20 protein-coding genes are annotated in these 24,653 nt (G+C 62.2%); 12 read left to right on the forward strand and 8 right to left on the reverse strand.

Annotation, left to right across the window (positions count from 1 at the left end):
- Positions 1–310: 310 nt before the first annotated feature.
- Positions 311–1,828 carry a nucleobase:cation symporter-2 family protein gene (locus tag E2H86_RS20480; protein ID WP_133331142.1) on the reverse strand — a complete coding sequence of 506 codons (1,518 nt, stop codon included), beginning with the start codon at positions 1,826–1,828 and terminating at the stop codon, positions 311–313.
- Between the two features lie 264 nt (positions 1,829–2,092).
- Complete coding sequence (locus tag E2H86_RS20485; protein WP_133331144.1) at positions 2,093–2,458, reverse strand: PilZ domain-containing protein; 366 nt, start codon at positions 2,456–2,458, stop codon at positions 2,093–2,095.
- A 165-nt stretch (positions 2,459–2,623) separates the two neighbouring features.
- On the opposite strand from E2H86_RS20485, the gene E2H86_RS20490 reads away from it, so the two are divergent.
- The 5 genes from E2H86_RS20490 (at position 2,624) to E2H86_RS20510 (ending at position 6,787) form a co-directional block, all read left to right on the forward strand.
- The gene (locus tag E2H86_RS20490; RefSeq protein WP_133331146.1) at positions 2,624–4,690 is read left to right on the forward strand and encodes a carbon starvation CstA family protein; all 2,067 of its coding nucleotides are present in this window, start codon (positions 2,624–2,626) and stop codon (positions 4,688–4,690) included.
- A 13-nt stretch (positions 4,691–4,703) separates the two neighbouring features.
- On the forward strand, positions 4,704–4,901 hold the full coding sequence (locus E2H86_RS20495; protein ID WP_008094130.1) for a YbdD/YjiX family protein: 198 nt from the start codon (positions 4,704–4,706) through the stop codon (positions 4,899–4,901).
- Positions 4,902–5,020: 119 nt separating this feature from the next.
- A complete protein-coding gene (gene yjiA, locus E2H86_RS20500) occupies positions 5,021–5,998 on the forward strand; it encodes a GTPase (RefSeq protein WP_133331148.1) in 978 nt (325 codons plus the stop codon).
- A gap of 106 nt (positions 5,999–6,104) precedes the next feature.
- Positions 6,105–6,470 (forward strand): type II toxin-antitoxin system RelE/ParE family toxin, encoded by a 366-nt coding sequence (locus E2H86_RS20505; RefSeq protein ID WP_243744086.1) that lies wholly within the window; start codon positions 6,105–6,107, stop codon positions 6,468–6,470.
- The gene (locus E2H86_RS20510) at positions 6,467–6,787 is read left to right on the forward strand and encodes a helix-turn-helix domain-containing protein (RefSeq protein ID WP_133331150.1); all 321 of its coding nucleotides are present in this window, start codon (positions 6,467–6,469) and stop codon (positions 6,785–6,787) included. The genes E2H86_RS20505 and E2H86_RS20510 overlap by 4 nt, the downstream gene beginning before the upstream one ends.
- Positions 6,788–7,507: 720 nt before the next feature.
- On the opposite strand, the gene glyA is transcribed toward E2H86_RS20510, so the two are convergent.
- Both glyA and E2H86_RS20520 read right to left on the reverse strand, forming a co-directional pair.
- Positions 7,508–8,761 (reverse strand): serine hydroxymethyltransferase, encoded by a 1,254-nt coding sequence (gene glyA, locus E2H86_RS20515; RefSeq protein WP_112251928.1) that lies wholly within the window; start codon positions 8,759–8,761, stop codon positions 7,508–7,510.
- A 207-nt stretch (positions 8,762–8,968) separates the two neighbouring features.
- On the reverse strand, positions 8,969–12,799 hold the full coding sequence (locus tag E2H86_RS20520; RefSeq protein ID WP_133331152.1) for a sensor domain-containing protein: 3,831 nt from the start codon (positions 12,797–12,799) through the stop codon (positions 8,969–8,971).
- A 247-nt stretch (positions 12,800–13,046) separates the two neighbouring features.
- Here E2H86_RS20520 and E2H86_RS20525 point away from each other — a divergent pair, with 247 nt between their 5' ends.
- The 3 genes from E2H86_RS20525 (at position 13,047) to gdhA (ending at position 16,913) form a co-directional block, all read left to right on the forward strand.
- Entirely contained in the window at positions 13,047–13,451 is a 405-nt protein-coding gene (locus E2H86_RS20525) for a hypothetical protein (protein WP_133331154.1), read from the forward strand.
- Between the two features lie 207 nt (positions 13,452–13,658).
- On the forward strand, positions 13,659–15,326 hold the full coding sequence (gene ettA / locus E2H86_RS20530; RefSeq protein ID WP_133331156.1) for an energy-dependent translational throttle protein EttA: 1,668 nt from the start codon (positions 13,659–13,661) through the stop codon (positions 15,324–15,326).
- A gap of 246 nt (positions 15,327–15,572) precedes the next feature.
- Positions 15,573–16,913 (forward strand): NADP-specific glutamate dehydrogenase, encoded by a 1,341-nt coding sequence (gdhA, locus tag E2H86_RS20535; protein WP_133331157.1) that lies wholly within the window; start codon positions 15,573–15,575, stop codon positions 16,911–16,913.
- A 32-nt stretch (positions 16,914–16,945) separates the two neighbouring features.
- Here the strand turns inward: gdhA and E2H86_RS20540 are convergent, their stop codons facing one another.
- The 4 genes from E2H86_RS20540 to E2H86_RS20555 all read right to left on the reverse strand — a co-directional run bounded on the left by E2H86_RS20540 (position 16,946) and on the right by E2H86_RS20555 (position 20,380).
- Positions 16,946–17,443: a GreA/GreB family elongation factor gene (locus tag E2H86_RS20540; protein WP_133331159.1), complete on the reverse strand. Its 498-nt coding sequence runs from the start codon at positions 17,441–17,443 to the stop codon at positions 16,946–16,948.
- A 67-nt stretch (positions 17,444–17,510) separates the two neighbouring features.
- Positions 17,511–17,867: a hypothetical protein gene (locus E2H86_RS20545; RefSeq protein WP_133331161.1), complete on the reverse strand. Its 357-nt coding sequence runs from the start codon at positions 17,865–17,867 to the stop codon at positions 17,511–17,513.
- 96 nt (positions 17,868–17,963) lie between these two features.
- On the reverse strand, positions 17,964–19,817 hold the full coding sequence (locus E2H86_RS20550; RefSeq protein WP_133331163.1) for an Lnb N-terminal periplasmic domain-containing protein: 1,854 nt from the start codon (positions 19,815–19,817) through the stop codon (positions 17,964–17,966).
- A gap of 74 nt (positions 19,818–19,891) precedes the next feature.
- The gene (locus tag E2H86_RS20555; RefSeq protein ID WP_133331165.1) at positions 19,892–20,380 is read right to left on the reverse strand and encodes a DUF3015 domain-containing protein; all 489 of its coding nucleotides are present in this window, start codon (positions 20,378–20,380) and stop codon (positions 19,892–19,894) included.
- Between the two features lie 251 nt (positions 20,381–20,631).
- On the opposite strand from E2H86_RS20555, the gene E2H86_RS20565 reads away from it, so the two are divergent.
- From E2H86_RS20565 to E2H86_RS20580, 4 genes are all read left to right on the forward strand, one after another.
- Entirely contained in the window at positions 20,632–23,070 is a 2,439-nt protein-coding gene (locus tag E2H86_RS20565) for a Lon protease family protein (protein ID WP_133331169.1), read from the forward strand.
- 157 nt (positions 23,071–23,227) lie between these two features.
- Positions 23,228–23,566, forward strand: a complete 339-nt coding sequence (locus E2H86_RS20570) for a PA4575 family protein (protein WP_085673987.1) — start codon at positions 23,228–23,230, stop codon at positions 23,564–23,566.
- 81 nt (positions 23,567–23,647) lie between these two features.
- Positions 23,648–24,136, forward strand: coding sequence for a TIGR00645 family protein (locus tag E2H86_RS20575; protein WP_133331171.1), 489 nt, complete (start codon positions 23,648–23,650; stop codon positions 24,134–24,136).
- Between the two features lie 128 nt (positions 24,137–24,264).
- Positions 24,265–24,570: a DUF6482 family protein gene (locus E2H86_RS20580; RefSeq protein WP_133331173.1), complete on the forward strand. Its 306-nt coding sequence runs from the start codon at positions 24,265–24,267 to the stop codon at positions 24,568–24,570.
- Positions 24,571–24,653 lie beyond the last annotated feature (83 nt).

Below are 24,653 nucleotides of genomic sequence, written 5' to 3' on the forward strand. Positions count from 1 at the left end.
AAAAACCGACCATGCCAGTTAAAAACTGTTACCTATGTGCGTGAACTGATTTGTAACCCATGTGGGTGAGTCATACCAGCAAGCGGTTTTGTGCAACTTTTTCCAAGAAAAAAGTTGCCCGCCGTAAAGGCGGAAGGGGCCAGTAGCGCCGCTACACACAATGGATCAACTCACGATCTAAATGCCAAGCCAAGCCAAGCCAAGCCAAGCCAAGCCAAGCCAAGCTCCCCCCGACAATCCGTGAAGAACCAAAAGAAAGGGGGAAACCGACGATGCGCATCGGCTTCCCCCATCACCACTCAATCAGCGTTCAATGCTCGGCGACTGCACTGCGCCTGGGCGCCTCGCTGTTCTGTTCTCCCGGTTCCAGCATCGGGACTTCGTTGCCCTCGGCATCGAACAGCTTGCCATCTTTGAAGTAGTCGCCATCGCGTAGCGCCGAGATGTCGGAGTACTGGATGGTGCGTTCGTAGCCAGCGGCAAACACCGACTGCTGGTCCGAATTGCCCCGGGTGAAATGGTTGAAGATCAGGTTCAACAGGATAGCCATGATCGCCGAAGAACTGATGCCAGAGTGGAAGATGGTCTCGAACCAGTTGGGGAACTGATGGTAGAAGGTCGGCGCGGCGATCGGGATCATCCCGAAGCCCAGCGAGGCGGCGACGATGATCAGGTTGACGTTGTTCTTGTAGCTGACCTTGGAGAGGGTGCGGATACCGCTGGCCGCCACCGTCCCGAACAGCACGATGCCGGCACCACCAAGCACTGGCGTGGGCACGGCAGCGATGATCCGGCCCATGATCGGCAGCAGGCCAAGCACTACCAGGATTACCCCGCCGGTAGCCACCACGTAACGGCTCTTGACACCGGTCACGGCCACCAGACCGACGTTCTGGGCAAATGCACTCTGGGTGAAGGAGCCGAATACCGGAGCCAGGATGCTCGATGCCATGTCGGCGCGCAGGCCATTGCCCAAGCGTTTGGAGTCGACCTTGGTGTCGATGATCTCGCCCACCGCCAGGATGTCGGCCGAGGTTTCCACCAGCGTCACCATGATCACGATGCACATCGACAGGATCGCGGCGATATGGAAAGTCGGCATGCCGAAGTGGAACGGTGTCGGGAAGGCAAACATCGGGCCTTCGGTGACCTTGCTGAAATCGGCCATGCCCAGGCTCCAGGCGATCAGCGTACCGACCACCATCGCCAGCAGGATCGACAACCGCGAAATGGCGGCGTTGCCGAGCTTGCTCAGCAGCAGCACGATGGCGAAGGTCAGGGCGGCCAGGCTGATATTGGCGACGCTGCCGAATTCCGGTGAGGCGCTGTTGCCGCCCATCACCCAGCGGGCCGCCACTGGCATGAGAGTCAGGCCGATGGTGGTGATGACGATGCCGGTCACCAGCGGCGGAAAGAATTTGGTGATGCGCGAGAACACCGGGGTGATCAGAAAGCCGATCAGCGATGCAGCCATGACTGCACCTAGCACGCCGGGCAGGCCGCCGCCGCCCTCGCTGCTGAGGATCGCGCCCATGGTCGCTACACCGGCGAACGACACGCCCTGCACCAGTGGCAGCTGGCAGCCGAAGAAGGGCAGGCCGAGGGTCTGCAGCAGCGTGGCCAAGCCTCCGGCGAACAGCGAGGCGGCGATCAGCAGGCCGATTTCGGCCGGATTCAGCCCAGCCGCCTGCCCCAGGATCAGGGGTACGGCAACGATGCCCCCGTACATGGTCAGCACATGCTGCAGGCCATAGGCCAGATTGGCCCCGAGGCCAAGGTTTTCATCCTCGGGGCGCTTGGCTGGAGACGTGCTAGGAGACGTGGTCATGGAGCAGGCTCTCTGTCTGTTTATTGTTGTGTGGCTACTGTAGACAGTTACTACGATTGATTGCCACAACAATTGTATACAATATTTTGATCGGAGCGCGCACAACGGTGCTCGCAGGGTGCGTAACACCTGAATGCAGATTACGTTCCAAGTCTGGGGAGGCTGCGCTAGAGGGGTGTGTACAAAATGCTCCATGCCAGGCAGAAAGCTGTCTGAGTAGACAGGAAACACCCGGTGATCGAGCTATTAGCTAGCTAAAAGATTTCAATATTCGATGAGTTGACGCAGCTCGCGCATCATTTCGGTGCTGTCGGCCACGTTCAATTCCACCAAACGGTGCAAGTGGCTCATCGATTCCAGATCCAGGTACAGGCAGATGAAGCCAAGTCTGGTGGGTTCTTCATGACGTAATTCGACCTGCATCTGCACGCGGGTGCCTGCGTCGAGGTGGATGATGGCGTCGAAGTCCTGGGTCAGGTCGGCGTCCCAGGGATCAGGTCGCTCGATGAGCAGGCCCTTGAGCGACAAGTCGAGCAACCGGACCGGCCAGCGTCGCGTGCCCTGTCGCAGCTCGGTAGGAGCGTCGAAATCGATACGTTGAAAGCGCCGGCGTTCGTCGTGTGGGTTCATGGTCGGGCTCTCCGGGAGAACATCCTGACTATAGTTAGCTTTATCTACATCCGGTGTCGCGATCGGCTCGCAGAGGCTCTAGACCAAAGCAAGTATGGCAATGCGCGATGACTCGCCCTAGACTCGGTGGGCGGTCTTTTCCAATCCACCAGCTGGAAGTAAACCATGAACAACAATAATAGCCTGCTACGCCACATTCCGTGGCTCGCGCTGGCAGTCATAGGCGCCTGTGCGCTGGGTGTGGTCGCCCTGCGTCGCGGCGAGGCGATCAATGCTTTGTGGATCGTGGTCGCGGCAGTGGCCATTTACCTGGTTGCCTATCGCTACTACAGCCTGTTCATCGCCACCAAGGTGATGCAACTCGACCCCCGTCGGGCCACCCCCGCGGTGCTCAACAACGATGGTCTGGACTACGTCCCGACCAACAAGCACATCCTGTTCGGCCATCACTTCGCTGCCATCGCCGGCGCCGGTCCTCTCGTGGGCCCGGTTCTCGCTGCGCAGATGGGTTACCTGCCCGGTACCCTGTGGCTGATCGCCGGTGTCGTGCTGGCCGGCGCGGTGCAGGATTTCATGGTCCTGTTCCTCTCCACCCGCCGCAACGGTCGCTCGCTGGGCGACATGGTGCGCGAAGAGATGGGCCGTATTCCTGGCACCATCGCCCTGTTCGGCTGTTTCCTGATCATGATCATCATCCTGGCGGTGCTGGCGCTGATCGTGGTCAAGGCACTGGCCGAGAGTCCGTGGGGCATGTTCACGGTGATGGCGACCATCCCGATTGCCATGTTCATGGGTATCTACATGCGCTTCATCCGCCCCGGCCACATCGGCGAGATCTCGGTGATCGGCGTGGTGCTGTTGCTGCTGTCGATCTGGCTGGGGGGCCAGATCGCTGCGGATCCGGTGTGGGGCCCGGCATTCACCTTCACCGGCGTGCAGATCACCTGGATGCTCGTAGGCTACGGCTTCGTCGCCGCCGTGCTGCCGGTATGGCTGGTACTCGCTCCGCGTGACTACCTGTCGACCTTCCTCAAGATCGGCACCATCGTCGCCCTGGCCATCGGTATCCTGGTCATCGCGCCCGAGCTGAAGATGCCTGCACTGACTCAGTTCACCGACGGCACCGGTCCGGTATGGAAAGGCGCCCTGTTCCCGTTCCTGTTCATCACCATCGCCTGCGGTGCGGTGTCCGGCTTCCATGCGCTGATCTCCTCGGGCACCACGCCGAAGCTGCTGGACAACGAAACCAACGCCCGCTACATCGGTTATGGCGGCATGTTGATGGAGTCGTTCGTCGCCATCATGGCGATGGTCGCCGCCTCGGTCATCGAACCTGGCGTGTACTTCGCCATGAACAGCCCGGCCGCGGTCGTTGGCGCGGATGTCGCTTCGGTGGCGCAGACGGTCAGCAGTTGGGGCTTCCTGATCACCCCGGAGCAGCTCGAAGCGGTCGCCCGCGACATCGGCGAGCACACCGTGCTGGCCCGTGCCGGTGGCGCACCGACCCTGGCGGTGGGTATCGCGCAGATCCTGCACCAGGTGCTGCCGGGTGAGAACACCATGGCCTTCTGGTACCACTTCGCGATTCTGTTCGAGGCGCTGTTCATCCTCACCGCGGTGGACGCCGGTACCCGTGCCGGTCGTTTCATGCTTCAGGACCTGCTGGGTAGCTTCGTACCGGCACTCAAGCGCACCGAGTCGTGGACTGCCAACCTGATCGGCACCGCTGGCTGCGTGGCGTTGTGGGGCTACCTGCTGTATCAGGGCGTGATCGACCCGCTCGGTGGCATCAACACGCTGTGGCCGCTGTTCGGCATCTCCAACCAGATGCTGGCCGGTATCGCGCTGATGCTGGGCACCGTGGTACTGATCAAGATGAAGCGCGAGCGCTATGTCTGGGTCACTCTGCTACCGGCGGTCTGGCTGCTGATCTGCACCACCACTGCGGGCCTGATCAAGCTGTTCGACGCCAACCCGGCGGTCGGCTTCCTGGCCCTGGCCAAGAAGTACAGCACTGCGCTGGATGCCGGCCAGGTACTGGCTCCGGCCAAGGACATCGGCCAGATGCAGCACGTGATCTACAACGCCTATACCAACGCCGGCCTGACCGTGCTGTTCCTGGTGGTGGTGTTCAGCGTGCTGTTCTTCGCCGTCAAGGTCGGTTTCGCCGCCTTGAGCCGCAAGGAGCGCAGCGACAAGGAATCCCCATTCCAGGCCTTGCCTGACGCTTGAGAGGACTGCAACGATGTTCAACGACCTGGGTCGACTGGGTAAATACCTGGGGCAGGCAGCCCGCCTGATGGTCGGCATGCCCGACTACGACAACTATGTCGAGCACATGCAGACCAAGCACCCGGACAAGCCGGTGATGAGCTACGAGGCGTTCTTCCGAGAACGCCAGGAAGCGCGCTACGGTGGCAAGTCCGGGCCTAAATGCTGTTGATCCTCAACTGTTGTTAGCTTGTCCTGGCCCCATCGGCGGCAAGTCGGCTCCCACGAAAACCGTAGGAGCCGGCTTGCCGGCGATGGGGCCTGTGTTTTTTTGCCCAGGAGGCTTTCTGCGTGCATACGCCTATTCCCGTAACAGTGCTCACCGGCTTCCTCGGCGCCGGCAAGACCACGCTGCTTAAGTACATGCTCAAGGCCGAGCACGGCCTGAAGATCGCCGTGATCGAGAACGAATTCAGCGAGGCCGGCATCGACAGCCAACTGCTGGGGGACGAGCCGGTGCAGGTCATGACCCTGGCCAATGGCTGCGTCTGCTGCAGCATCCACGGCGACCTGACGCGCGCCCTGTACCTGCTGCTCGAGCGCCTGGATGCCGGCGAGATCGCCTTCGATCGCCTGGTGATCGAGTGCACCGGGCTGGCCGACCCGGCGCCGGTGGCGCAGACCTTCTTCGTCGATGAGGAGCTGCGCGAGCGCTACCTGCTCGATGGCATCATCACCCTGGTGGATGCGGCGCATGCCGACACTCATCTGGCGCAAACCATCGCCCAGGCCCAGGTGGGCTTTGCTGACCGTCTGCTGTTGAGCAAGACCGATCTGGTCACACCGGAGGCGCTTCAGGCCCTACGCGAGCGACTGGGCCGAATCAACGGCCGCGCCGCCATCGGCGTGGTCGAGCACGGCCGCATCGACCTGGCCGAACTGCTCGACGTGCGCGGTTTCAACCTCAATCCGGATCTCGGCGTCGCGCCCCGGCCGACCCTGCGGCCCATCCTCAAGCCCGCCACGCCGGATCGGATTTCCACCCTGGTGCTGCGCAGCGAGACGCCACTGGACATCGACCGCCTCAGCGACTTCATGAATGAGCTGCTGGAAAACCATGGCAAGCAACTGCTGCGCTACAAGGGCGTGCTGAACATCGCCGGGGATGACCGGCGCCTGGTGTTCCAGGGCGTGCTCAAACTCTATGGCTTCGATTGGGATGCCGAGTGGGCGGAAGGTGAAGCCCGCGAGAGCGTGATGGTGTTCATTGCCGATGACTTACCGGAGGAAGCGATTCGGGCTGGTTTTGAGGCTTTGTCTCACGCTTGAAGGCGTCCACGCTGACTCGATCATGCCGCCCAATGGCGGCATTTTTATTGGCCCAATGGAATTTAATCGGGCCAAGTTTCACGGCCCCTTGAAATGAGTACCTTTTTTGGTACACTCGGCCGTATCGGATCACCAGATCAGCGTTCTTTTCTTTCGCAGCGAGCTAGGTAACGAGCCTGTACGCGATTGGTTGAAGGGGTTGTCCCGGGAGCAACGTCAGCTGATCGGCTACGAGATCAAGTCTGTGCAGTTCGGCTGGCCGATCGGCATGCCCTTGGTCCGCAAGATGGAAAGTGGGCTTTGGGAGATTCGCGTCGATCTGGGAGATACAGCCGCGCGAGTCCTGTTCACGATGAGCGAGGGGGCGATGGTCCTGCTCCACGGATTCATCAAGAAATGCCAGAAAACGCCCTTGGTCGATCTCTCGCTGGCCAGGCAACGCAAGACAAGCCTCAGGAGGCATATGCCATGAACCCTCATATCGGTTCCGTTTTCGATGATTTTCTCGCCGAGGAAGGCCTTCTGGAGCCTGTCACGGCAGTAGCCCTGAAACGGGTGATCGCCTGGCAACTGACAGAGGCCATGAAGCAGCAGAAGGTCAGCAAGAAGGCGCTCGCAGAGCGGATGCATACCAGCCGCGCAGCGGTAGACAGGGCCTTGGACCAGACCGACCCAGGCATGACGCTGGCAACGCTAGCCAGTGCTGCCAGGGCATTGGGGCAGCGAGTGGACATACGCCTGGTGCCTGAACACGGCGTGTGCGCTGCAAGCCCGACGGCAGTCCTGTAGCTCGCATCCATTGGCCCACAAAAAAGCCCGGCACATGGCCTAATGCCAGTCAGTTCGCTCGAATCAAGGCTGGCGCAGTCCCTGTGGGAGATCACTCAGCCCTTCTGGGCTGCGCTGTCGCGCAGAGAACCATGGTCCTTGTGGGAGCGGGCTTGTCCCGCGAATGGGGCGGCGCGGTGAATGGCACCGGCTTCGCCGGTGTTCGCGGGACAAGCCCGCTCCCACAGGTTCTACGCTCGAATCAAGCCTGCGCAGTCCCTGTGGCAGATCACCGAGCCCTTGTGGGCTGCGCTGTCGCGCAGAGGACCATGGTCCTTGTGGGAGCGGGCTTGTCCCGCGAATGGGACGACGCGGTGAATGGCACCGGCTTCGCCGGTGTTCGCGGGACAAGCCCGCTCCCACAGGTTCTACGCTCGAATCAAGGCCGGCGCAGTTCCTGTGGGAGATCACCGAGCCCTTCTGGGCTGCGCTGTCGCGCAGAGGACTATGGTCCTTGTGGGAGCGGGCTTGTCCCGCGAATGGGGCGACGCGGTGAATGGCACCGGCTTCGCCGGTGTTCGCGGGTCAAGCCCGCTCCCACAGGTTCTACGCTCGAATCAAGGCCGGCGCAGTCCCTGTGGGAGCGGGTTTACCCGCGAAGGGCTGCAAAGCAGCCACAATTGGCTTAACTGACTGGCATTAGGCACATGGCCGGGCTTTTTCACATCGGGCTATCGCCGATCAGTTGCCGTATACCGGCAGCTTCTTGCAGATGGCCTTGACCTTCTCACGCACGGCGTCGATGACCGCTTCGTTGTTCAGGTCGGCGAGGATGTCGCAGATCCAGCCAGCCAGTTCACGGCACTCGGCTTCCTTGAAGCCACGGGTGGTCACGGCTGGGGTGCCGAAACGCAGGCCCGAGGTGACGAACGGCGAACGTGGGTCGTTCGGTACCGAGTTCTTGTTGACGGTGATGAAAGCCTTGCCCAGCGCGGCATCGGCATCCTTACCGGAAATTTCCTGCTTGATCAGCGACAGCAGGAACAAGTGGTTCTGGGTGCCGCCGGAAACGACGTCGAAACCACGCTCGATGAACACGCTGGCCATGGCCTGGGCGTTCTTCACCACTTGTTGCTGGTAAGCCTTGAACTCAGGCTGCAGCGCTTCCTTGAAGCAGATCGCCTTGGCGGCGATGACGTGCTCCAGTGGGCCACCCTGGGCGCCCGGGAAGACGGCGGAGTTGAGCTTCTTCTCGATCTCTTCGTTCTTGCGAGCGAGGATCAGGCCACCGCGGGGACCACGCAGGGTCTTGTGGGTGGTGGTGGTGACCACGTCGGCGAACGGCACCGGGTTCGGGTAGACACCAGCGGCCACCAGGCCTGCCACGTGGGCCATGTCGACGAACAGGTAGGCACCGACCTTGTCGGCGATGGCACGGAAGCGGGCGAAGTCCAGTACCTGGGAGTAGGCCGAGAAACCGGCGACGATCATCTTCGGCTTGTGCTCGACGGCCAGGCGCTCGACTTCGTCGTAGTCGATCAGGCCGTTGCCGTCGATGCCGTACTGGATGGCGTTGTACAGCTTGCCCGACGAGCTCACGGAGGCACCGTGGGTCAGGTGGCCGCCGTGGGCCAGGCTCATGCCGAGAATGGTGTCACCGGCCGACAGCAGGGCCAGGTAGACCGCGGCGTTGGCCTGGGAGCCAGCGTGCGGCTGGACGTTGGCGTAGTCGGCGCCGAACAGTTGCTTGGCACGGTCGATGGCCAGTTGTTCGACCACGTCGACGTACTCGCAGCCACCATAGTAGCGCTTGCCCGGATAGCCTTCGGCGTACTTGTTGGTCAGTACCGAACCCTGGGCTTCCATGACGGCGGGGCTAGTGTAGTTTTCCGAAGCGATCAGCTCGATATGCTCTTCCTGGCGCAGGGCTTCTTGCTGCATGGCTTCGAAGAGCTCGGCGTCGTACTTGGCAATGGTCAAATCACGGCTGAACATGGCGGTCCTCAAGGATCGGGCTGAATTGGGGGGGCATTCTAACCGATTGCTTCGGGCCTGGCATATGAAGTGACGTCAAGTCGCGGACCAATGGGCCTCATGTTGCATCCCGCGCCCTGCCTGGGCTGGCGATACGCGGGAGTTGACTCGGAAGTCCGTTTTCAGGGGGCAGGTTTTGCCGCCGCCACCGCCCAGTCTGATAACCGATCAGCGGATCAGCGGCAGTGCCTCCTCGGTGAACTGCACCTCGAACTGATGGGCTGGCATCGGCCGTCCGAACAGGTAGCCCTGGACCTCGTCGCAGCCGTGTTCGCGCAGGAAACCGAGCTGCTCATGGGTCTCCACCCCCTCGGCGATCACCGCCAGGTTGAGGCTGTGGGCCATGGCGATGATCGCTCTGGCGATCTGCGCATCCTGTTCGCCTTCAGGCAGGCCGTCGACGAAGGTGCGGTCGATCTTCAGCACATCGATCGGGAATTGCTTGAGATAGTTGAGCGAAGAATAGCCGGTGCCGAAGTCGTCCACCGCGATGCTCAGGCCCAGTTTTTTCAGGCTGTCGAGGATCTGCATGGCTTCGTTGACTTCACGCATCAGGATGCTCTCGGTCAGTTCGAGCTCCAGACACGCCGGCGGCAATCCTGTTTCGTCGAGAATGGTGGCGATCCGCGTGCCCAGTTGGCCGTCGGAGAACTGCCGTGCCGAGATGTTCACCGACACCTTCGGCACCCGCACCTTGGCCTTGTGCCAGGCCTTGAGCTGGCGGCTGGCTTCGCGCAGCACCCAGTCGCCGACATCCACCACCAGCCCCAACTCTTCGATCACCGGAATGAAGTCACCAGGCGGCACCAGTCCGCGGGTCGGGTGACGCCAGCGCAGCAAGGCCTCGGCACCGGTCAGGCGCAGGCCGTCACCGCTGAACTGCGGTTGGTAGTAGAGGATGAATTCGTTCTGCTCAAGGGCGTGGCGCAGGTCGCTTTCCAATTCCAGTCGTTCCAGCGCGCTGGCGTTCATCTCGGCCTGGTAGAACTGGAAATTGTTCTTGCCGCGCTCCTTGGCGTGGTACATGGCGGTGTCGGCGTTCTTCATCAGCTGGCTCAGCTCACTGCCGTCCTGCGGGCTGAGGGCGATACCGATGCTGGCGGTGACGAAGAATTCGCGGTTCTCCAGCACGAACGGCGTCACCAGGCTGCCGAGGATACTCTCGGCCACATGAATGGCACGATTCAGGGCCATCTCGCGGCTGGCGCGTGGCTGTAGCAGCAGAGTGAATTCGTCACCGCCCATGCGTGCCACGGTATCGTCTTCGTCGACACAGGCCAGCAGGCGCAGGGCCATGTCCTTGAGCATGCTGTCGCCGGCGGCGTGGCCCAGGGAGTCGTTGATCGGCTTGAAGCGGTCCAGGTCCAGGAACATCAGCACCACCCACGCTTTCTGTCGCTCGGCGTGTTGCAGCGCGGTGTGCAGGCGGTCCTGGAACAGTGTGCGGTTGGGCAGGTGGGTCAAGGCGTCGTAGTAGGCCAGGCGGTGGATGCGCTGCTCGCTGGCCTTGCGCTCGCTGATGTCGGTGAAGAAGCACACGTAGCTGGCCAGATCGCCTTCATCGTCGAACACAGCGGTGATACCGACCCAGGCCGGATAGCGCTCGCCATTGCGGCGCTTGAGCCAGACTTCGCCTTCCCAACTGGTGTGCTCGTGCAACTGCTTGATCACGTAGCGCAGGTGGCCTTCCTGCTGCTCGTCGACGGTGAGCATCCTGGGCAACTGGTCGAGGACTTCATTGGCCGCATAGCCGCTGACGCGGCTGAATGCCTCGTTGGCCTGGACGATGTAGCCTGCAGGGTCGGTGATGAGAATGGCCGAGGTCGAGTGCTCGAAGACCGTGGCGGCCATGCGCAGGTCTTTTTCCGCCCGGCGCTGCTGGCTGATGTCGCGGCCGACACCGAGCACACCTTCGAAGCGTTCGTGATCGTCCCAGACCAGCACCAGGCGCAGCTCGATGGGAATCTTGCGGCCATCGGCGCGCAGGCAGTCGAACTGGAACAACTGCATGGGCATCTGGCCGCGCAGTTGGCCGAGCTGCTCAGGGTTGCCCATGGCCCGGCTGACCCGCTCCATCAAACTGTAGATCCCGGTAAGCTGGGCCGGGTTGGCAATGATCGACTGCCAGCCATTGGCGAAGATCCAGTCGGCCGGGTAACCCAGCACGGCCTTCACCGAGGGGCTGACATAGTTGAGCTGCAGCTGGCTGTCTGTGGAGAAGATCACGTCGCTGATGCTTTCGGCCAGCAGGCGGTAGCGCTGCTCGCTGTCGCGCAGCGACTGGCTGGCCTCGATCTGCACGGTGACGTCCTTGGCCACGCCGATGATCCGCGTGACCAGGCCGTCGGCGTCACGGGTCAGCACCTGCTCGCGGATCTCGTAACAGCGCCAGTTGCCGTCGCGGTGGCGGAAGCGCAGTTGGCAGTGCAGCGATTCGTCGTGGGCATTGTCGCGTTGCTGCCGGCGTAGTGCGTGGTACAGGGCGGCATCGTCCGGGTGCAGCAGCAGCTCCCAGAAGCGGTCACCCATCTGCGACAGCTCGGCGCGGTCGTAGCCCAACGTCTGGCCGAGGTGGCGGTTGGAGAAGATCATCCGCTTGCTGCAGACATCCTGGACGTAGAGCTGGTCAGGTACGGTGCGGACCACATCCGACCAGAAACTCTCGCGTTCGAGCAGGGACAGCTCAACCTGCTTGCGACTGGTGATGTCGCTGATGCTCAAGATCACTGCCTGGTAGTCGCGCCGTTGCTGAGGCAGGCGCGCCATCAGCCACAGGTGCAGTTCACCGCCCAGGGGCGCGGACAGGCGCACCTCCAGCTCCAGCAGCGGGCGCTGTTCGATCAGGGCATCGATCAACTGCATGCCGACGCTGTCGCGGCTATCTGCGCTGCCATCGATCAGGCGCTGCCAGGCGCCTTCATGGCATTGGACATTGAGCAACTGGCGGGCCACCTGGTTGATTTCGGTGATTTTCAGTTCCTGCAGCAGCGAGCGGCGCAGGTTCGAATCCAGGGCCAGGCTCTGCTTGAGCGCGGCATGGTTGCGCAGGTGGTAGCGGTCGAGCTGGCCGGGCAGGCTCGACAGGTCGAGCACACACAGAGCAACGCCGGTGCCTTCGAAGATGTCCTGATAACGTCGGCGGTCTTCTTGCAGCGCGCGCTGGCGGCGCCGCATGCTCAGTAGTGCCAGGACCGGCAACAGAGCGCAGACCAGCACCAGCAGGCATTTGCCGATCAGCGGCGGTAGCAGTTTCTGGCGAGCCAGGTCGGCGTCGTACAGGCCACGCAGTTGCCAGGTGCTGTTCTTGATGAAGGCCAGCATCACGCTTTGCAGCGGTGCCGCGGCGGAAGTACCGTGGCTCTGGCGTTCGAGTACTTCGCCGCTGCGGCTGTTCTCCAGGACCCAGAGGGTGTCTCCCGGGCGTTCGAGATGGTCGATCAGCGACTGGTAGTAGGCCGGCGACAAACGCAGCAGCCAGTAACCGCGATCCTGCTCGGGCGCTTGGCGCAGCAGCAGGTAGAGCGTCTGGTTGTCCGGGGCGTTGCTGAACAGGTAACCGCGCCCCTGGTTGAGCCTCAACAAATCGCCAATCATCTGGCGGTCCGGAGTGCCGTCCAGGGTATCGCTGACGATTCGCCCGTCATGGTCCAGCCAGGCCACATCCTGCAGGTTCGGTAGTCGTTCGCGCAGCAGCTCCAGCAGATCGGGAAGGGCTGAAGGCGTCGGTGGCTTGACGTAGGGCTGGACGACATTGATCGCTTGCTGGGCCTTCAATGCCAGGTTCAGGCTCAGATGGTCGGCCAGTTCGGCGCTTGCCGTCAGGTGCTGCTGGCGCTGTTCGGCCTGGGTGTGACGGAATTGAGCGAACAACTGCCACAGCAGCAATCCCAGCAGAACCAGGGCCAGCAGGGCCAGCGCAGCCTTCAGGGTGGTGTGCAGCGGAACTGCGCACGCCTGGCGCGACGGTGGCGGCAACGACGGTTGAGTGAGGTCGGTCAAGCGTTGGTCCTGCGATTGGGCTGGCGATGGCAGGTTGTGGACATGCACGCGGTGTGCCGCTGTCCAGGCGTTCAGGGGGCGCGCACTATAAATGCGAGCGCCACAAATCAGCTAGCATGCCTAGGATTATGTCAAACTGCCAGCACCGATGTCAGGGGTGTCCACTCGGTCCCGGGGTTCGGCAAGGCCCTGTAACTTGTGCGAGAATGCCGCCGCTTCAATGACAACGCATCGGAGATGTCTGGTTTTGGTTACCCACTATTCCACCAATGGCCTCGATTCCGCCTGTGGGCGCAGCAGTCAAACCCTTGTCAGCACTGCCGTGACCGAGGACGTATCGTGCAAATCCTGCCAGCGTTCGCTGCTCAAGCCTGAGTCGGCCGCTGCTGCGAAAGCCAAGTCGCCATCGCTGGCCGAGTTGCGCAAGAGCGCCAAGGCCGTCGCGCCTGCCGTCGTCCAGGCAGCCCCGGTTGTAGCAGCGCCTGTGCTCGCCGTGAGCAAGCCCAAGGCTGTCGCTGCACAAACCTCGGTTGCCGAACAGCCCGCCCGCAGTGGTGGTTTCAGCGTGAAGGCCGCCTGGGCCGCGCGGCTGGCCGAGCAGGGCGACCGTTGCCGGTTGCCGCGGGGCAAGGTAAAGCAGCGTCACGTCTGAGCTGCCAGACGATTGTGCGGGTCCACGAGCGGCCCGCACAGTCCAATACACGTCTCCCGCACCCCCACCATCCGACCACCCTGTGCAACGCCGCGCGTTGGCGTAGAATGGTCGTCTTTGTTCAACGACACCCGTCAACACATCACCCGGCCCGTCAGGCTGGGCGATCGTCGATGTCTTTACCTATCTGAATTAGAGGGCTTGGTTTTGGCTCAATACGTCTACACCATGCATCGGCTGAGCAAGGTCGTGCCGCCGAAGCGTGAGATTCTCAAGAACATTTCCCTGTCGTTCTTCCCTGGCGCCAAAATCGGCGTGCTCGGCCTGAACGGTGCGGGTAAATCGACCCTGCTGCGGATCATGGCGGGCGTCGACAAGGAGTTCGACGGCGAAGCCCGCCCGATGCCCGACATCAATGTCGGCTATCTGCCTCAGGAGCCGCAGCTGGACCCGAGCAAGACCGTCCGTGAAGTGGTCGAGGAAGCGGTCAGCGTGATCAAGGACGCCCAGGCCCGCCTGGACGAGGTCTATGCCGCCTACGCCGAGCCCGACGCCGATTTCGACAAGTTGGCTGCCGAGCAGGCCAAGCTCGAGGCGATCCTGCAGGCCGCCGACGGCCATAACCTCGAGCGCCAGCTCGACGTCGCCGCCGACGCCCTGCGCTTGCCGGCTTGGGACGCGAAGATCGAACACCTGTCCGGCGGTGAAAAGCGCCGTGTCGCCCTGTGCCGTCTGCTGCTGTCGGCGCCCGACATGCTGCTGCTCGACGAACCGACCAACCACCTGGACGCCGACTCGGTAGCCTGGCTGGAGCGCTTCCTGCACGATTTCCCGGGTACCGTGGTAGCCATTACCCACGACCGTTACTTCCTCGACAACGTCGCCGGCTGGATCCTCGAACTGGACCGCGGCGCCGGCATCCCGTACGAAGGCAACTACTCCGGCTGGCTGGAAGCCAAGTCGGAACGTCTGGCCCAGGAATCCAAGCAGCAGAGCGCTCACGAAAAGGCCATGAAGGAAGAGCTGGAATGGGTGCGCAAAGGCGCCAAGGCCCGCCAGTCCAAGTCCAAGGCCCGTCTGCAGCGCTTCGAGGAAATGCAATCGCAGGAATTCCAGAAGCGCAGTGAAACCAACGAGATCTACATCCCGGCCGGTCCGCGCCTGGGTGACAAGGTCATCGAATTCAAGAACGTCACCAAAGGCTATGGCGATCGTGTGCTGATCGACAACCTGTCGTTCTCCATGCCCAAAGGCGCCATCGTCGGTGTGATCGGCGGTAACGGTGCTGGTAAGTCGACGCTCTTCCGCATGCTGATGGGCAAGGAGCAACCCGACTCCGGCAGCATCGAGATCGGTGAAACCGTGCAGCTGGCCTGCGTCGACCAGAGCCGCGAAGACCTCGACGGTGCCAAGACCGTGTTCCAGCAGATCTCCGACGGTTCCGACCAGATCCGCATCGGCAGCTACGAGATTCCTTCGCGGACTTACGTCGGTCGTTTCAACTTCAAAGGTGGCGACCAGCAGAAGTTCGTCAAGGACCTCTCCGGTGGTGAGCGTGGCCGTCTGCACCTGGCCCTGACCCTGAAGGAGGGCGGTAACGTCCTGCTGCTCGACGAACCGTCCAACGACCTGGACGTCGAAACCCTGCGTTCGCTGGAAGAAGCCTTGCTGGACTTCCCGGGCGCCGCCATCGTGATTTCCCACGACCGTTGGTTCCTGGACCGCGTGGCTACGCACATCCTGGCGTACGAAGACGACTCCAACGTGGTCTTCTTCGAGGGTAACTACACCGAGTACGAGGCTGACCGCAAGAAGCGCCTTGGCGACGCGGCCACCCAGCCGCACCGCGTACGGCACAAGAAGCTGGCGCAGTAAGCCGGTTTTGGATGCACAGGAATGGGGCCCTTAGAGGCCCCATTTTTGTGCTTTCCCGTAAAGTCGCGGTGGCTGCTTCGCGGGCAAGCCCGCGAAGCAGGCGGCGCGATGGAAGATTGTATACATTTATATAAAATGCACCAAAAAATTCATTAAAACGACATTATGCCCTGTTCCAGTGCGATTGCTTCTTGGTACATTCCCGAAAAACCAATAAGTCCAATCCCTCTTGGTGAGATGTCTACCATGATCGAATCCGTCGACCATTTCCTCGCACGGTTGCAGCAACGCGACCCAGGCCAGCCAGAATTCCACCAGGCTGTGGAGGAGGTGTTGCGCAGCCTCTGGCCATTCCTGGAAGCCAACCCTCGTTACCTGCAAGCCGGCATCCTAGAGCGCATGGTCGAACCTGAGCGCGCCGTGCTGTTCCGCGTGTCCTGGGTCGACGACCAAGGCAAGGTCCAGGTCAACCGCGGCTATCGCATCCAGATGAGCAGCGCCATCGGTCCTTACAAGGGCGGCCTGCGCTTCCACCCCTCGGTGAACCTGAGCGTGCTCAAGTTCCTGGCCTTCGAACAGGTCTTCAAGAACTCCCTCACCTCCCTGCCTATGGGGGGCGGCAAGGGCGGTTCGGACTTCGATCCGAAGGGCAAGAGCGACGCCGAGGTCATGCGCTTCTGCCAGGCCTTCATGAGCGAGCTGTACCGCCACATCGGTGCCGACTGCGATGTACCGGCCGGTGACATCGGCGTGGGCGCGCGCGAAATCGGCTTCATGTTTGGCCAGTACAAGCGCCTGGCCAACCAGTTCACCTCGGTGCTGACCGGCAAGGGCATGACCTACGGTGGCAGCCTGATCCGCCCAGAAGCCACCGGCTACGGCTGCGTTTACTTCGCCGAAGAGATGCTCAAGCGCCAGGACAAGCGCATCGACGGACGCCGCGTGGCCATCTCCGGCTCCGGCAACGTGGCCCAATATGCTGCACGCAAGGTCATGGACCTGGGCGGCAAGGTCATCTCGCTGTCGGACTCCGAAGGCACGCTCTACGCCGAGGCGGGGCTGACCGATGCTCAATGGGATGCGCTCATGGCGTTGAAGAACGTCAAGCGTGGTCGCATCAGCGAGTTGGCCGAGCAGTTCGGTTTGGAGTTCCGCAAGGGTCAGAAACCCTGGAGCCTGCCGTGCGACATTGCCCTGCCATGCGCCACTCAGAACGAGCTGGACAGCGAGGATGCCCGCACCTTGCTCGGCAACGGCTGCATCTGTGTGGCCGAAGGCGCCAACATGCCGACTACCTTGGAGGCTGTGGATATGTTCATCGAGGCGGGCATCCTGTATGCCCCGGGCAAGGCATCCAACGCCGGTGGCGTGGCCGTCTCGGGCCTGGAAATGTCGCAGAACGCCATGCGCTTGCTGTGGACCGCCGGTGAAGTGGACAGCAAGCTGCACAGCATCATGCAGTCGATTCACCACGCTTGCGTGCACTACGGCGAAGAGGCCGATGGCCGTGTGAACTACGTCAAAGGCGCGAACATCGCCGGCTTCGTCAAGGTCGCCGATGCGATGCTGGCCCAGGGCGTGGTCTGAGTTCAAGACCAGAGGGGCTGCAAAGCAGCCCCTCAGCCTTCTCCTTCGATCTCGAGTATCTCGATCATCTGGTCCCCAGCGGGACGCCGCCAGAGGACTTCATCCCCAGGCCCTGCGCCTAGCAGCGCCCGTCCCAGAGGCGACCCCCAGTTGATCAGGCCACGCCCGGCATCGGCCTGGTCCTCGCCTACCAATTGCACCCGATGCTCCTGGTCCTGCTCATCGACGAACCTGACCCAGCTGCCGATCTGTACCTGGCTGTGCGAGGTCGCGGCAGGCACCACCTGGGCGCTGTGCAGCCGGGTACTGAAATAGCGTAGGTCACGCTCTACATCGGCCAACCGCTGGCGGTCAGCGCGCTCGCCCTGGGCTTGCAGGGCATCGCGTTGGCTATTGAGTTCGGCCACCCGTTGTTGCAGCTGGCGCAGGCCAGTGGCGGTAACGTAGTTGGTCTGGTCGCTGACACGGCGCTCCACCGGCTGGTCGGCCTGGGCGGCGGCGTGGTCCTCGTTGACGAATGCTCGGCTCATGTGGGGCCTCCTTGTGCAGAAGACCACTATGGCAGCTGTGGAGTTGCGGTGGATGTCCGTGCGCGCCCTAGTTGCGCCGATAGGCGCGGGCAGCACTGCGATCCTTTTCCTGTTGCCAGTCGCGGTCGCGCTGGTCCCAGTAGCGTTCGTGGTACTGACGCTGCTCTTCGCTGTTCTGCATCGCCTGGCACTGGCGAAACCCATCGTCCCAACCATTTTCGTACTGCCGCTCGGCCAGATAACGGGGCACGTTCTTGCGAAACGCCCCAGCCATCACCCCGGCGGCCTGGTGTCCGCTGCTGCAGCCGTCCTGGAAACCGTCGGCATAGGCGGGTGGATAGCCTTGTTCGAGCAGTTGCTCGTGGGTGGATGCACAACCGTACAGCAGCAACGCGACACCTACACCGACCACATACCGCCACATAGCCCAAGACCTCCCGTTGATGCAGGAAGTCTAGGTGGCTATTTGTCGGGGAGCCGTCAAAACCGTGTCAAAGAGTCGCCTGGTTCACAGATCAGGTCAGTAGTGGTACCACTTCAATTCCAGCATCACCTCGTTCTGCGCACTGGCCAGATGGCTGAACTGACGCGACGCACTCAGGCGCAGGCCGAGGTTCTGGCTGATTTCCCACTGCTGGTTGAGGCTCAGGCTACGCCGCACCTCACCATTGGTGAAGTAATCGCCCTTGGCCTCCAGGGTCATGTTACCCAGGCCATTGCGCCACAGCAGGCCGCCATTGAACCCAGCCGCCGGGGCGACGAACTGGGCGAAGTCGTTATGGTGCTCGACCCGCAGCGTGCCCAGGGCGAAGCCCAGCAAGCCATCGGCCAGTTGCCAGGTACCACCTGCGCCGCCATTGACGTGGCTGACCAGCACCTCGTCGTCATGCTTGCCGGGGACCCGCTCCAGGCCACCGGCCACTTGCCAGGACCAAGGCTTGAGCAGCGCGTTACGCGGTGTCAGCGAGCGGATGGTCGCCAGGTCCAGACGCTGTACCTGCCAGTCGTTGCCTTCGTACTGGCGCACTTTGAGCTGAAGAATCTCGATCTGGGCGCCCAGCGGGAAACCGTAGGCATTGTCGTTGAGGTCGTGGTAAGCCATGCGCAGGCCATATTCGGCATATGCGCGATCCTCTCGGGTACCTGCACCGAGCTGCCAGGTGCGTGAGTCATGGCCATCCTCGGGCAATCCGGGGCGCTCGATCTCCAGCGGCGGCGGTGGGTTGCGGTTGATCGCCCGAAGCAGCTCGAAACTGCGCCGGGCCTGCTCCGGGTCACGCTCCTGGCCATTGGCGCGATAGCGCTCCAGGCGGTAGGCGGCATCCTGCACCAGGGCTTGGCGCTCGCGGGGCAAGGAGGTGAATGCCGGGGCTTGCAGCTTTTCGGTGTCGGCGCTGACCGCCAGCACCTGGCGCTTTTCGGCATGGTCGAGCGGCTCAGCGCGGGCCAGCAGTTCGCGTTCACGCGAGGGGCGGTAGTTGATGCTCGACACCAAACCGGACTGCTTCACCGCCTTGACCGTGTCGGTGGGGATCGCGGTCAGGGGAAACTGCGAGGTCAGATCGAGGCTTGGCCGCGCCACCTGCAGCAGCTCCAGCAGCCGGTATGAGCAGTTCTCATCGAAGAAGAAGTAATCGAACTGGATCTGCTTGAGTTCCCACACATGCTCGACCATGCGCCCGGTCTCTTCCGGCGTGAGGTCCAGCTGGTATTCCCACAGGTCGCGGTTTTCCAGGCTGCGGTATTCGGACAGTTTCTCCTGGTAGGGCATCAGTGCGAACAGGCCGGGGTAACCACCCATCAGGCCTTTCCAGGCGTAGAGAATGCTGTTGTCGCTGCCTTCGATATAGGCACCGAAGTTGATGGCGTAGCTCAGCAACGTCGTGTCGTCGCTGCGGGTATTGGATTGGTCGATGCGCAGCAGGGTATGGCCGAACATGGACGATGGGCTGTTCAGGTAGGCCGCCGGGAAGATCAGCGCAGCGCTGTGCGGGTCGATCGACTGGTACCAGGTCTTGAATTCCTGGCAGTCCGGTTGCGGCAGGTTCTGCAGGTCGAGCTGTTCACGCAGCCAACGGGTGCGTGCCGGGAAAACGCACTGGGCATGCTTGTCGCCGAGGTTGGCCGGTGCGTACAGCGCTTGCACCGTGGCCCGCAGCTCATGATCGGGATGGTGGGCGCCATCGGCGGCGAGGAAGAAAGCGTCATCGTCCACATAGCTGCGCCAGCCGCCGAGCTTGGCGGTCTCGTAGTGACCGAGGGCGATCCAGTAAGGCGTACCGGCCAGTTGCCGAACACGGGCGTCATCCAGCACGGGCGCTGCGTGAAGCGGGGCGCAGAACAGCAGCGCCAGGGAAGCGAGGCGTTTGAGCATGGGGGCAACTACTTCTCAACGATGCCGAAAGAAAAGCGAAACCCGCCCCGGTAGCGGGGCGGGAGATGCCGGACTCAGGCCTCGGTGGCGTATTTGGCCAGGCGTGGGTCGCTCTTCAGGACAGCCAGGGTGTTGGCATGAACGGTTTCGGCGTTCACGTCGGCGCTGCTGAAGATCTGGTTGAAGTGCTGGTGGGTGACCGATGCGAAGTAGCCGCGGTCTTCAGGTGCGACGCCCAGTACCACCGCATAGGTGGTCAGTGCTTCGCCTTGGCCCATGGCCATGTCTTCGGACAGCTCGTTCATCATGCCATTCATGGCGAACCAGGATTTGCCGCCGTAGGTCAGTGCAGCTTTGGTGGAGCAGCCGTTGGTACCGGAGGTCATGCCGAAGGTGGCGTTACCGGAGGTGCCGTTGGTGGTGGAGGCCAGGAAGTGGGCCGGAGTGCCACGTTGACCTTCGAACAGGAGGTTGCCCCAGCCGCAATTCGGGCCGCCTGGTGCTTCGGCCATGGCGTTGAGGGAGACCACGGTGAACAGAGTACCCAGAAGAATCCGTTTCATAGCATTTGTTCTCTATTTGTCTTAACCAAGGGTCAGGGTTGTCTGGCAACTCGGTTGCCAGGCGGGAAAGCTTTTTACCCACCCGCGCAGCTTGGAGTTTAGGCACGATCTAAAGGTTGCGTTGCTGATTGCGAAAAATTTGCTCGTATCAGGCACGTGCGGCTGCAAGATAAAGTCCTGGCGAGCCTTGCAACCCGCGCGCGGGCAGCGCCAGAATGCTGCGTATCGCCCCGCCGAAGTAAGGAAACCCAATGCCCGATCCCGTCGCTGCGCGCCTGCGTCTCGCGCCTGAAGCCCTGACCCGGCGTTTTTCACCCGAGCAGTTTGCGTTCACCCATACCGACGATCTGGAGCCCTTCCGTGGTGTCCTGGGCCAGGAACGTGCTGTCGAGGCCCTGCAATTCGGCGTGGCCATGCCGCGCCCCGGTTACAACGTTTACGTGATGGGCGAGCCCGGCACCGGGCGTTTTTCGTTCGTCAAGCGTTACCTCAAGGCCGAGGGCAAGCGCCAGCAGACCCCTTCCGACTGGGTCTACGTCAATCACTATGACGATACCCGTGAACCCCGCGCATTGGAGCTGCCCTCGGGCACCGCGCACGCCTTCATCGCCGACATGGGCGGATTGATCGACAACCTGCTGGCCACCTTCCCGGCGGTGTTCGAGCACCCGTCCTACCAGCAGAAGAAGGGGGCCATCGATCGCGCCTTCAACCAGCGCTATGACCGGGCCCTGGATGTCATCGAGCGGGCCTCGCTGGAAAAAGACGTGGCCCTGTACCGTGATGCCAGCAACGTCGCCTTCACCCCCATGGCCGACGGCAAGGCGCTCGATGAAGCCGAGTTCGCCCAGTTGCCAGAGTCGGTGCGCGAGCAGTTCCATGAGGACATCGCCGCGCTCGAGGAACGCCTCAACGAAGAACTGGCCAGTCTGCCGCAGTGGAAGCGCGAGTCGAACAACCAGCTGCGCCAGTTGAACGAAGAAACCATCACCCTGGCCCTGCAGCCATTGCTGGCGCCGCTGTCGGAAAAGTACGCCGAGAACGCAGCCGTGTGCGCTTACCTGCAATCGGTGCAGTTGAACCTGCTGCGCACCGTGGTCGAACAACTGGTCGACGACAGCAAGACCGATGCCGCGGCGCGCAAGCTGCTCGAAGAGCAGTACGCCCCGAGCCTGGTGGTCGGCCACCACGCCGATGGGGGTGCCCCGGTGGTATTCGAGCCGCACCCGACCTACGACAACCTGTTCGGGCGTATCGAATACAGCACCGATCAGGGCGCGCTGTACACCTCGTACCGGCAACTGCGACCCGGCGCGCTACACCGGGCCAACGGTGGCTTCCTGATCCTCGAAGCGGAGAAGATGCTCGGCGAGCCGTTCGTCTGGGACGCGCTCAAGCGCGCCCTGCAGTCGCGCAAGTTGAAGATGGAATCACCCTTGGGCGAGCTGGGTCGTGTCGCCACGGTTAGCCTGACGCCACAAGTGATCCCGCTCAAGGTCAAGCTGGTGATCATCGGCTCGCGCCAGTTGTACTACGCCTTGCAGGACCATGATCCGGACTTCCAGGAGATGTTCCGGGTGCTGGTCGACTTCGACGAAGACATGCCGATGGTCGACGAGAACCTCGAACAATTCGCCCAGCTGTTGCGCACCCGCACCAACGAGGAGGGCATGGCGCCGCTGACCAGTGACGCCGTGGCGCGGTTGGCGACCTACAGCGCCCGCCTGGCAGAAAACCAGTCGCGGCTGTCGGCACGGATCGGCGACCTGTTCCAGCTGGTCAGCGAAGCCGATTTCATCCGTCAGCTGGCCAGCGACGAAATGACCGACGCCGGTCATATCGAGCGGGCGCTCAAGGCCAAGGCCACACGCACCGGCCGAGTCTCGCAGCGGGTGCTCGACGACATGCTCGCCGGCATCATCCTGATCGATACCGAAGGCGCGGCCATCGGCAAATGCAATGGCCTCACGGTCCTCGAAGTCGGCGACTCGGCGTTCGGCATGCCGGCACGCATCTCGGCCACCGTCTATCCCGGCGGCAGCGGCATCGTCGACATCGAGCGCGAGGTCAACCTGGGGCAGCCGATCCACTCCAAGGGGGTGATGATCCTCACCGGTTACCTGGGCAGCCGTTATGCCCAGGAATTCCCCCTGGCGATCTCGGCGAGCATCGCCTTGGAGCAGTCCTACGGCTACGTCGACGGCGACAGTGCGTCGTTGGGTGAGGTCTGCACCCTGATCTCGGCCCTGTCGCGTACCCCGCTCAAGCAATGCTTCGCCATCACCGGCTCGATCAACCAGTTTGGCGAGGTCCAGGCGGTCGGTGGGGTCAACGAGAAGATCGAAGGCTTCTTCCGCCTTTGCGAAGCACGCGGGCTGACCGGCGATCAGGGCGTGATCATTCCGCGTGCCAACGTCGCCACGCTGATGCTCGACGAACGTGTGCTGCAAGCGGTCGAGGCGGGGCAGTTCCATGTCTATGCGGTCAAGCAGGCCGATGAGGCCCTCAGCCTGCTGGTGGGCGAGGAGGCCGGTGTGCTGGACGACAAGGGCCAGTTCGCCGAAGGCAGTGTCAACGCTCGAGTGGTCGAACGGCTGCGAGAGATCGCCGAGATGATCAGCGAAGAAGAGATCAAGGAGGCGGAAAAAGAGCGCCTGGAAGAAGTCATTGCCCAGGCCAAACCTGCCTGAGTCAATAACCCGGCGCTGGCGGTCATGGCTACCGTTCAGCGCCAGTTTTCCAGCTTCTGCCGGCGGTCTTCTATGCTGGAGCGTAAGGACATTACGGTCAGGATGAAAACAGCCTGTACGTTCAGGCTGAACATCGCTTTGTGGAGGGGACGCGGCCATGCGCAACCTCAGCCTTACCCGCCAGTGCCTTGGCCTGGTGACACGCATCGAATGCAGCATTCGTCCCTTGGCCGGCGACAATGGCATGTGGACGTTGCTGTTCGCCGCCGGCATGGCCGGTGAACAACCGTCCGCGATCAAAGCTCAGGGGCCGTTCCATGGCCCGATGGTGGCCGAGTCGGTGCTCAACGCCATCGTCGACAGCCTGACCCTGCATGGCTACCAGGTGGCCGAAGACCCGCAGATCTGGTGCCTGCACCTGCAAGCACAGCTGCGGCGGATCAATGGCGAGCGCTGCCGCAACCTCGGCGATTATCAGTTCCATCCTGAAACCTGAGAGGCCGTCGAGACTGTTGCTGACCCAGGTGGCTGGCTATACTCGCCGTCGTTTTTACCACCTGATGAGTCTCGACCCTGCATGGAACGTTTTCTCGAAAATGCGATGTATGCCTCGCGTTGGCTGCTCGCACCCATCTACTTCGGTCTGTCCCTCGGCTTGCTGGCCCTGGCGCTGAAATTCTTCCAGGAAGTGGTGCACGTGCTGCCCAACGTCTTCGCCTTGAGCGAAGCCGACCTGATCCTGGTGATCCTTTCCTTGATCGACATGTCGCTGGTCGGCGGCCTGTTGGTGATGGTGATGATCTCCGGCTATGAGAACTTCGTCTCGCAACTGGACATCGACGACAGCAAGGAAAAGCTCAACTGGCTGGGCAAGATGGACTCTTCGTCGCTGAAGATGAAGGTCGCAGCGTCGATCGTGGCAATTTCGTCCATTCACCTGCTGCGCGTGTTCATGGACGCGCAGAACATCTCCACCGATTACCTGATGTGGTACGTGATCATCCACATGACCTTCGTCGTCTCGGCATTCTGCATGGGCTACCTGGACAAGCTGACCAAGCACTGATTCCTTGTTGGCCCCTTCGCGGGCAAGCGCCGCTCAACTGACGAGCGGCGCCTGCAATGCCTTGTGTAATTCCTCGCTCTGTACAAAAAATGAACACTCATGCGTGATCCCCAGCGCGAGGTGGTTCCATGAACCTGCACCAACTCAACACCGAGGCCCGGGCGGGCCATGTCGACGAACTGAACCTGATCGCCATCGAAGGCGGTGACTACCTGCTCGAAGCCCGGGTCAGTGGCCGTCCCCATCCCCTTGACGACAACCGTGGCAAGCGCCTGCGGGTGCACTCGATCGAAGATGCGCGGTTACTGCTGGAGTCCATTCCGCTGATGTCGATGAACCTGGTGCATTGGTCGGTTCAGGACGAGATGTGCGGGATGGGCACTCATCCGGAAGAAGACCTCAAAGTGCCGATTTCCCAGCGTTCGGCCTGGTAGCTGCTCCCAGGCGTCCCAGTGTGCTAGGCTGCTCGCCCTTTTCATCAAGGGCGCGGCTGCACTGCGCCCTGCAGTGGAGCACG

It is taken from the genome of Pseudomonas putida (assembly GCF_004357765.1).
Classification (GTDB): domain Bacteria; phylum Pseudomonadota; class Gammaproteobacteria; order Pseudomonadales; family Pseudomonadaceae; genus Aquipseudomonas; species Aquipseudomonas putida_U.

What these genes read in the sequence shown, in the direction of transcription:
- gdhA (WP_133331157.1), top strand. Translation starts at nt 15,573, where the DNA reads ATGATCGAATCCGTCGACCATTTCCTCGCACGGTTGCAGCAACGCGAC.
- E2H86_RS20580 (WP_133331173.1), top strand. Translation starts at nt 24,265, where the DNA reads ATGAACCTGCACCAACTCAACACCGAGGCCCGGGCGGGCCATGTCGAC.
- E2H86_RS20540 (WP_133331159.1), bottom strand. Translation starts at nt 17,443, where the DNA reads ATGAGCCGAGCATTCGTCAACGAGGACCACGCCGCCGCCCAGGCCGAC.
- E2H86_RS20570 (WP_085673987.1), top strand. Translation starts at nt 23,228, where the DNA reads ATGCGCAACCTCAGCCTTACCCGCCAGTGCCTTGGCCTGGTGACACGC.
- E2H86_RS20485 (WP_133331144.1), bottom strand. Translation starts at nt 2,458, where the DNA reads ATGAACCCACACGACGAACGCCGGCGCTTTCAACGTATCGATTTCGAC.
- E2H86_RS20495 (WP_008094130.1), top strand. Translation starts at nt 4,704, where the DNA reads ATGTTCAACGACCTGGGTCGACTGGGTAAATACCTGGGGCAGGCAGCC.
- glyA (WP_112251928.1), bottom strand. Translation starts at nt 8,761, where the DNA reads ATGTTCAGCCGTGATTTGACCATTGCCAAGTACGACGCCGAGCTCTTC.
- E2H86_RS20510 (WP_133331150.1), top strand. Translation starts at nt 6,467, where the DNA reads ATGAACCCTCATATCGGTTCCGTTTTCGATGATTTTCTCGCCGAGGAA.
- E2H86_RS20545 (WP_133331161.1), bottom strand. Translation starts at nt 17,867, where the DNA reads ATGTGGCGGTATGTGGTCGGTGTAGGTGTCGCGTTGCTGCTGTACGGT.
- E2H86_RS20550 (WP_133331163.1), bottom strand. Translation starts at nt 19,817, where the DNA reads ATGCTCAAACGCCTCGCTTCCCTGGCGCTGCTGTTCTGCGCCCCGCTT.
- E2H86_RS20565 (WP_133331169.1), top strand. Translation starts at nt 20,632, where the DNA reads ATGCCCGATCCCGTCGCTGCGCGCCTGCGTCTCGCGCCTGAAGCCCTG.
- E2H86_RS20555 (WP_133331165.1), bottom strand. Translation starts at nt 20,380, where the DNA reads ATGAAACGGATTCTTCTGGGTACTCTGTTCACCGTGGTCTCCCTCAAC.
- E2H86_RS20490 (WP_133331146.1), top strand. Translation starts at nt 2,624, where the DNA reads ATGAACAACAATAATAGCCTGCTACGCCACATTCCGTGGCTCGCGCTG.
- E2H86_RS20575 (WP_133331171.1), top strand. Translation starts at nt 23,648, where the DNA reads ATGGAACGTTTTCTCGAAAATGCGATGTATGCCTCGCGTTGGCTGCTC.
- E2H86_RS20480 (WP_133331142.1), bottom strand. Translation starts at nt 1,828, where the DNA reads ATGACCACGTCTCCTAGCACGTCTCCAGCCAAGCGCCCCGAGGATGAA.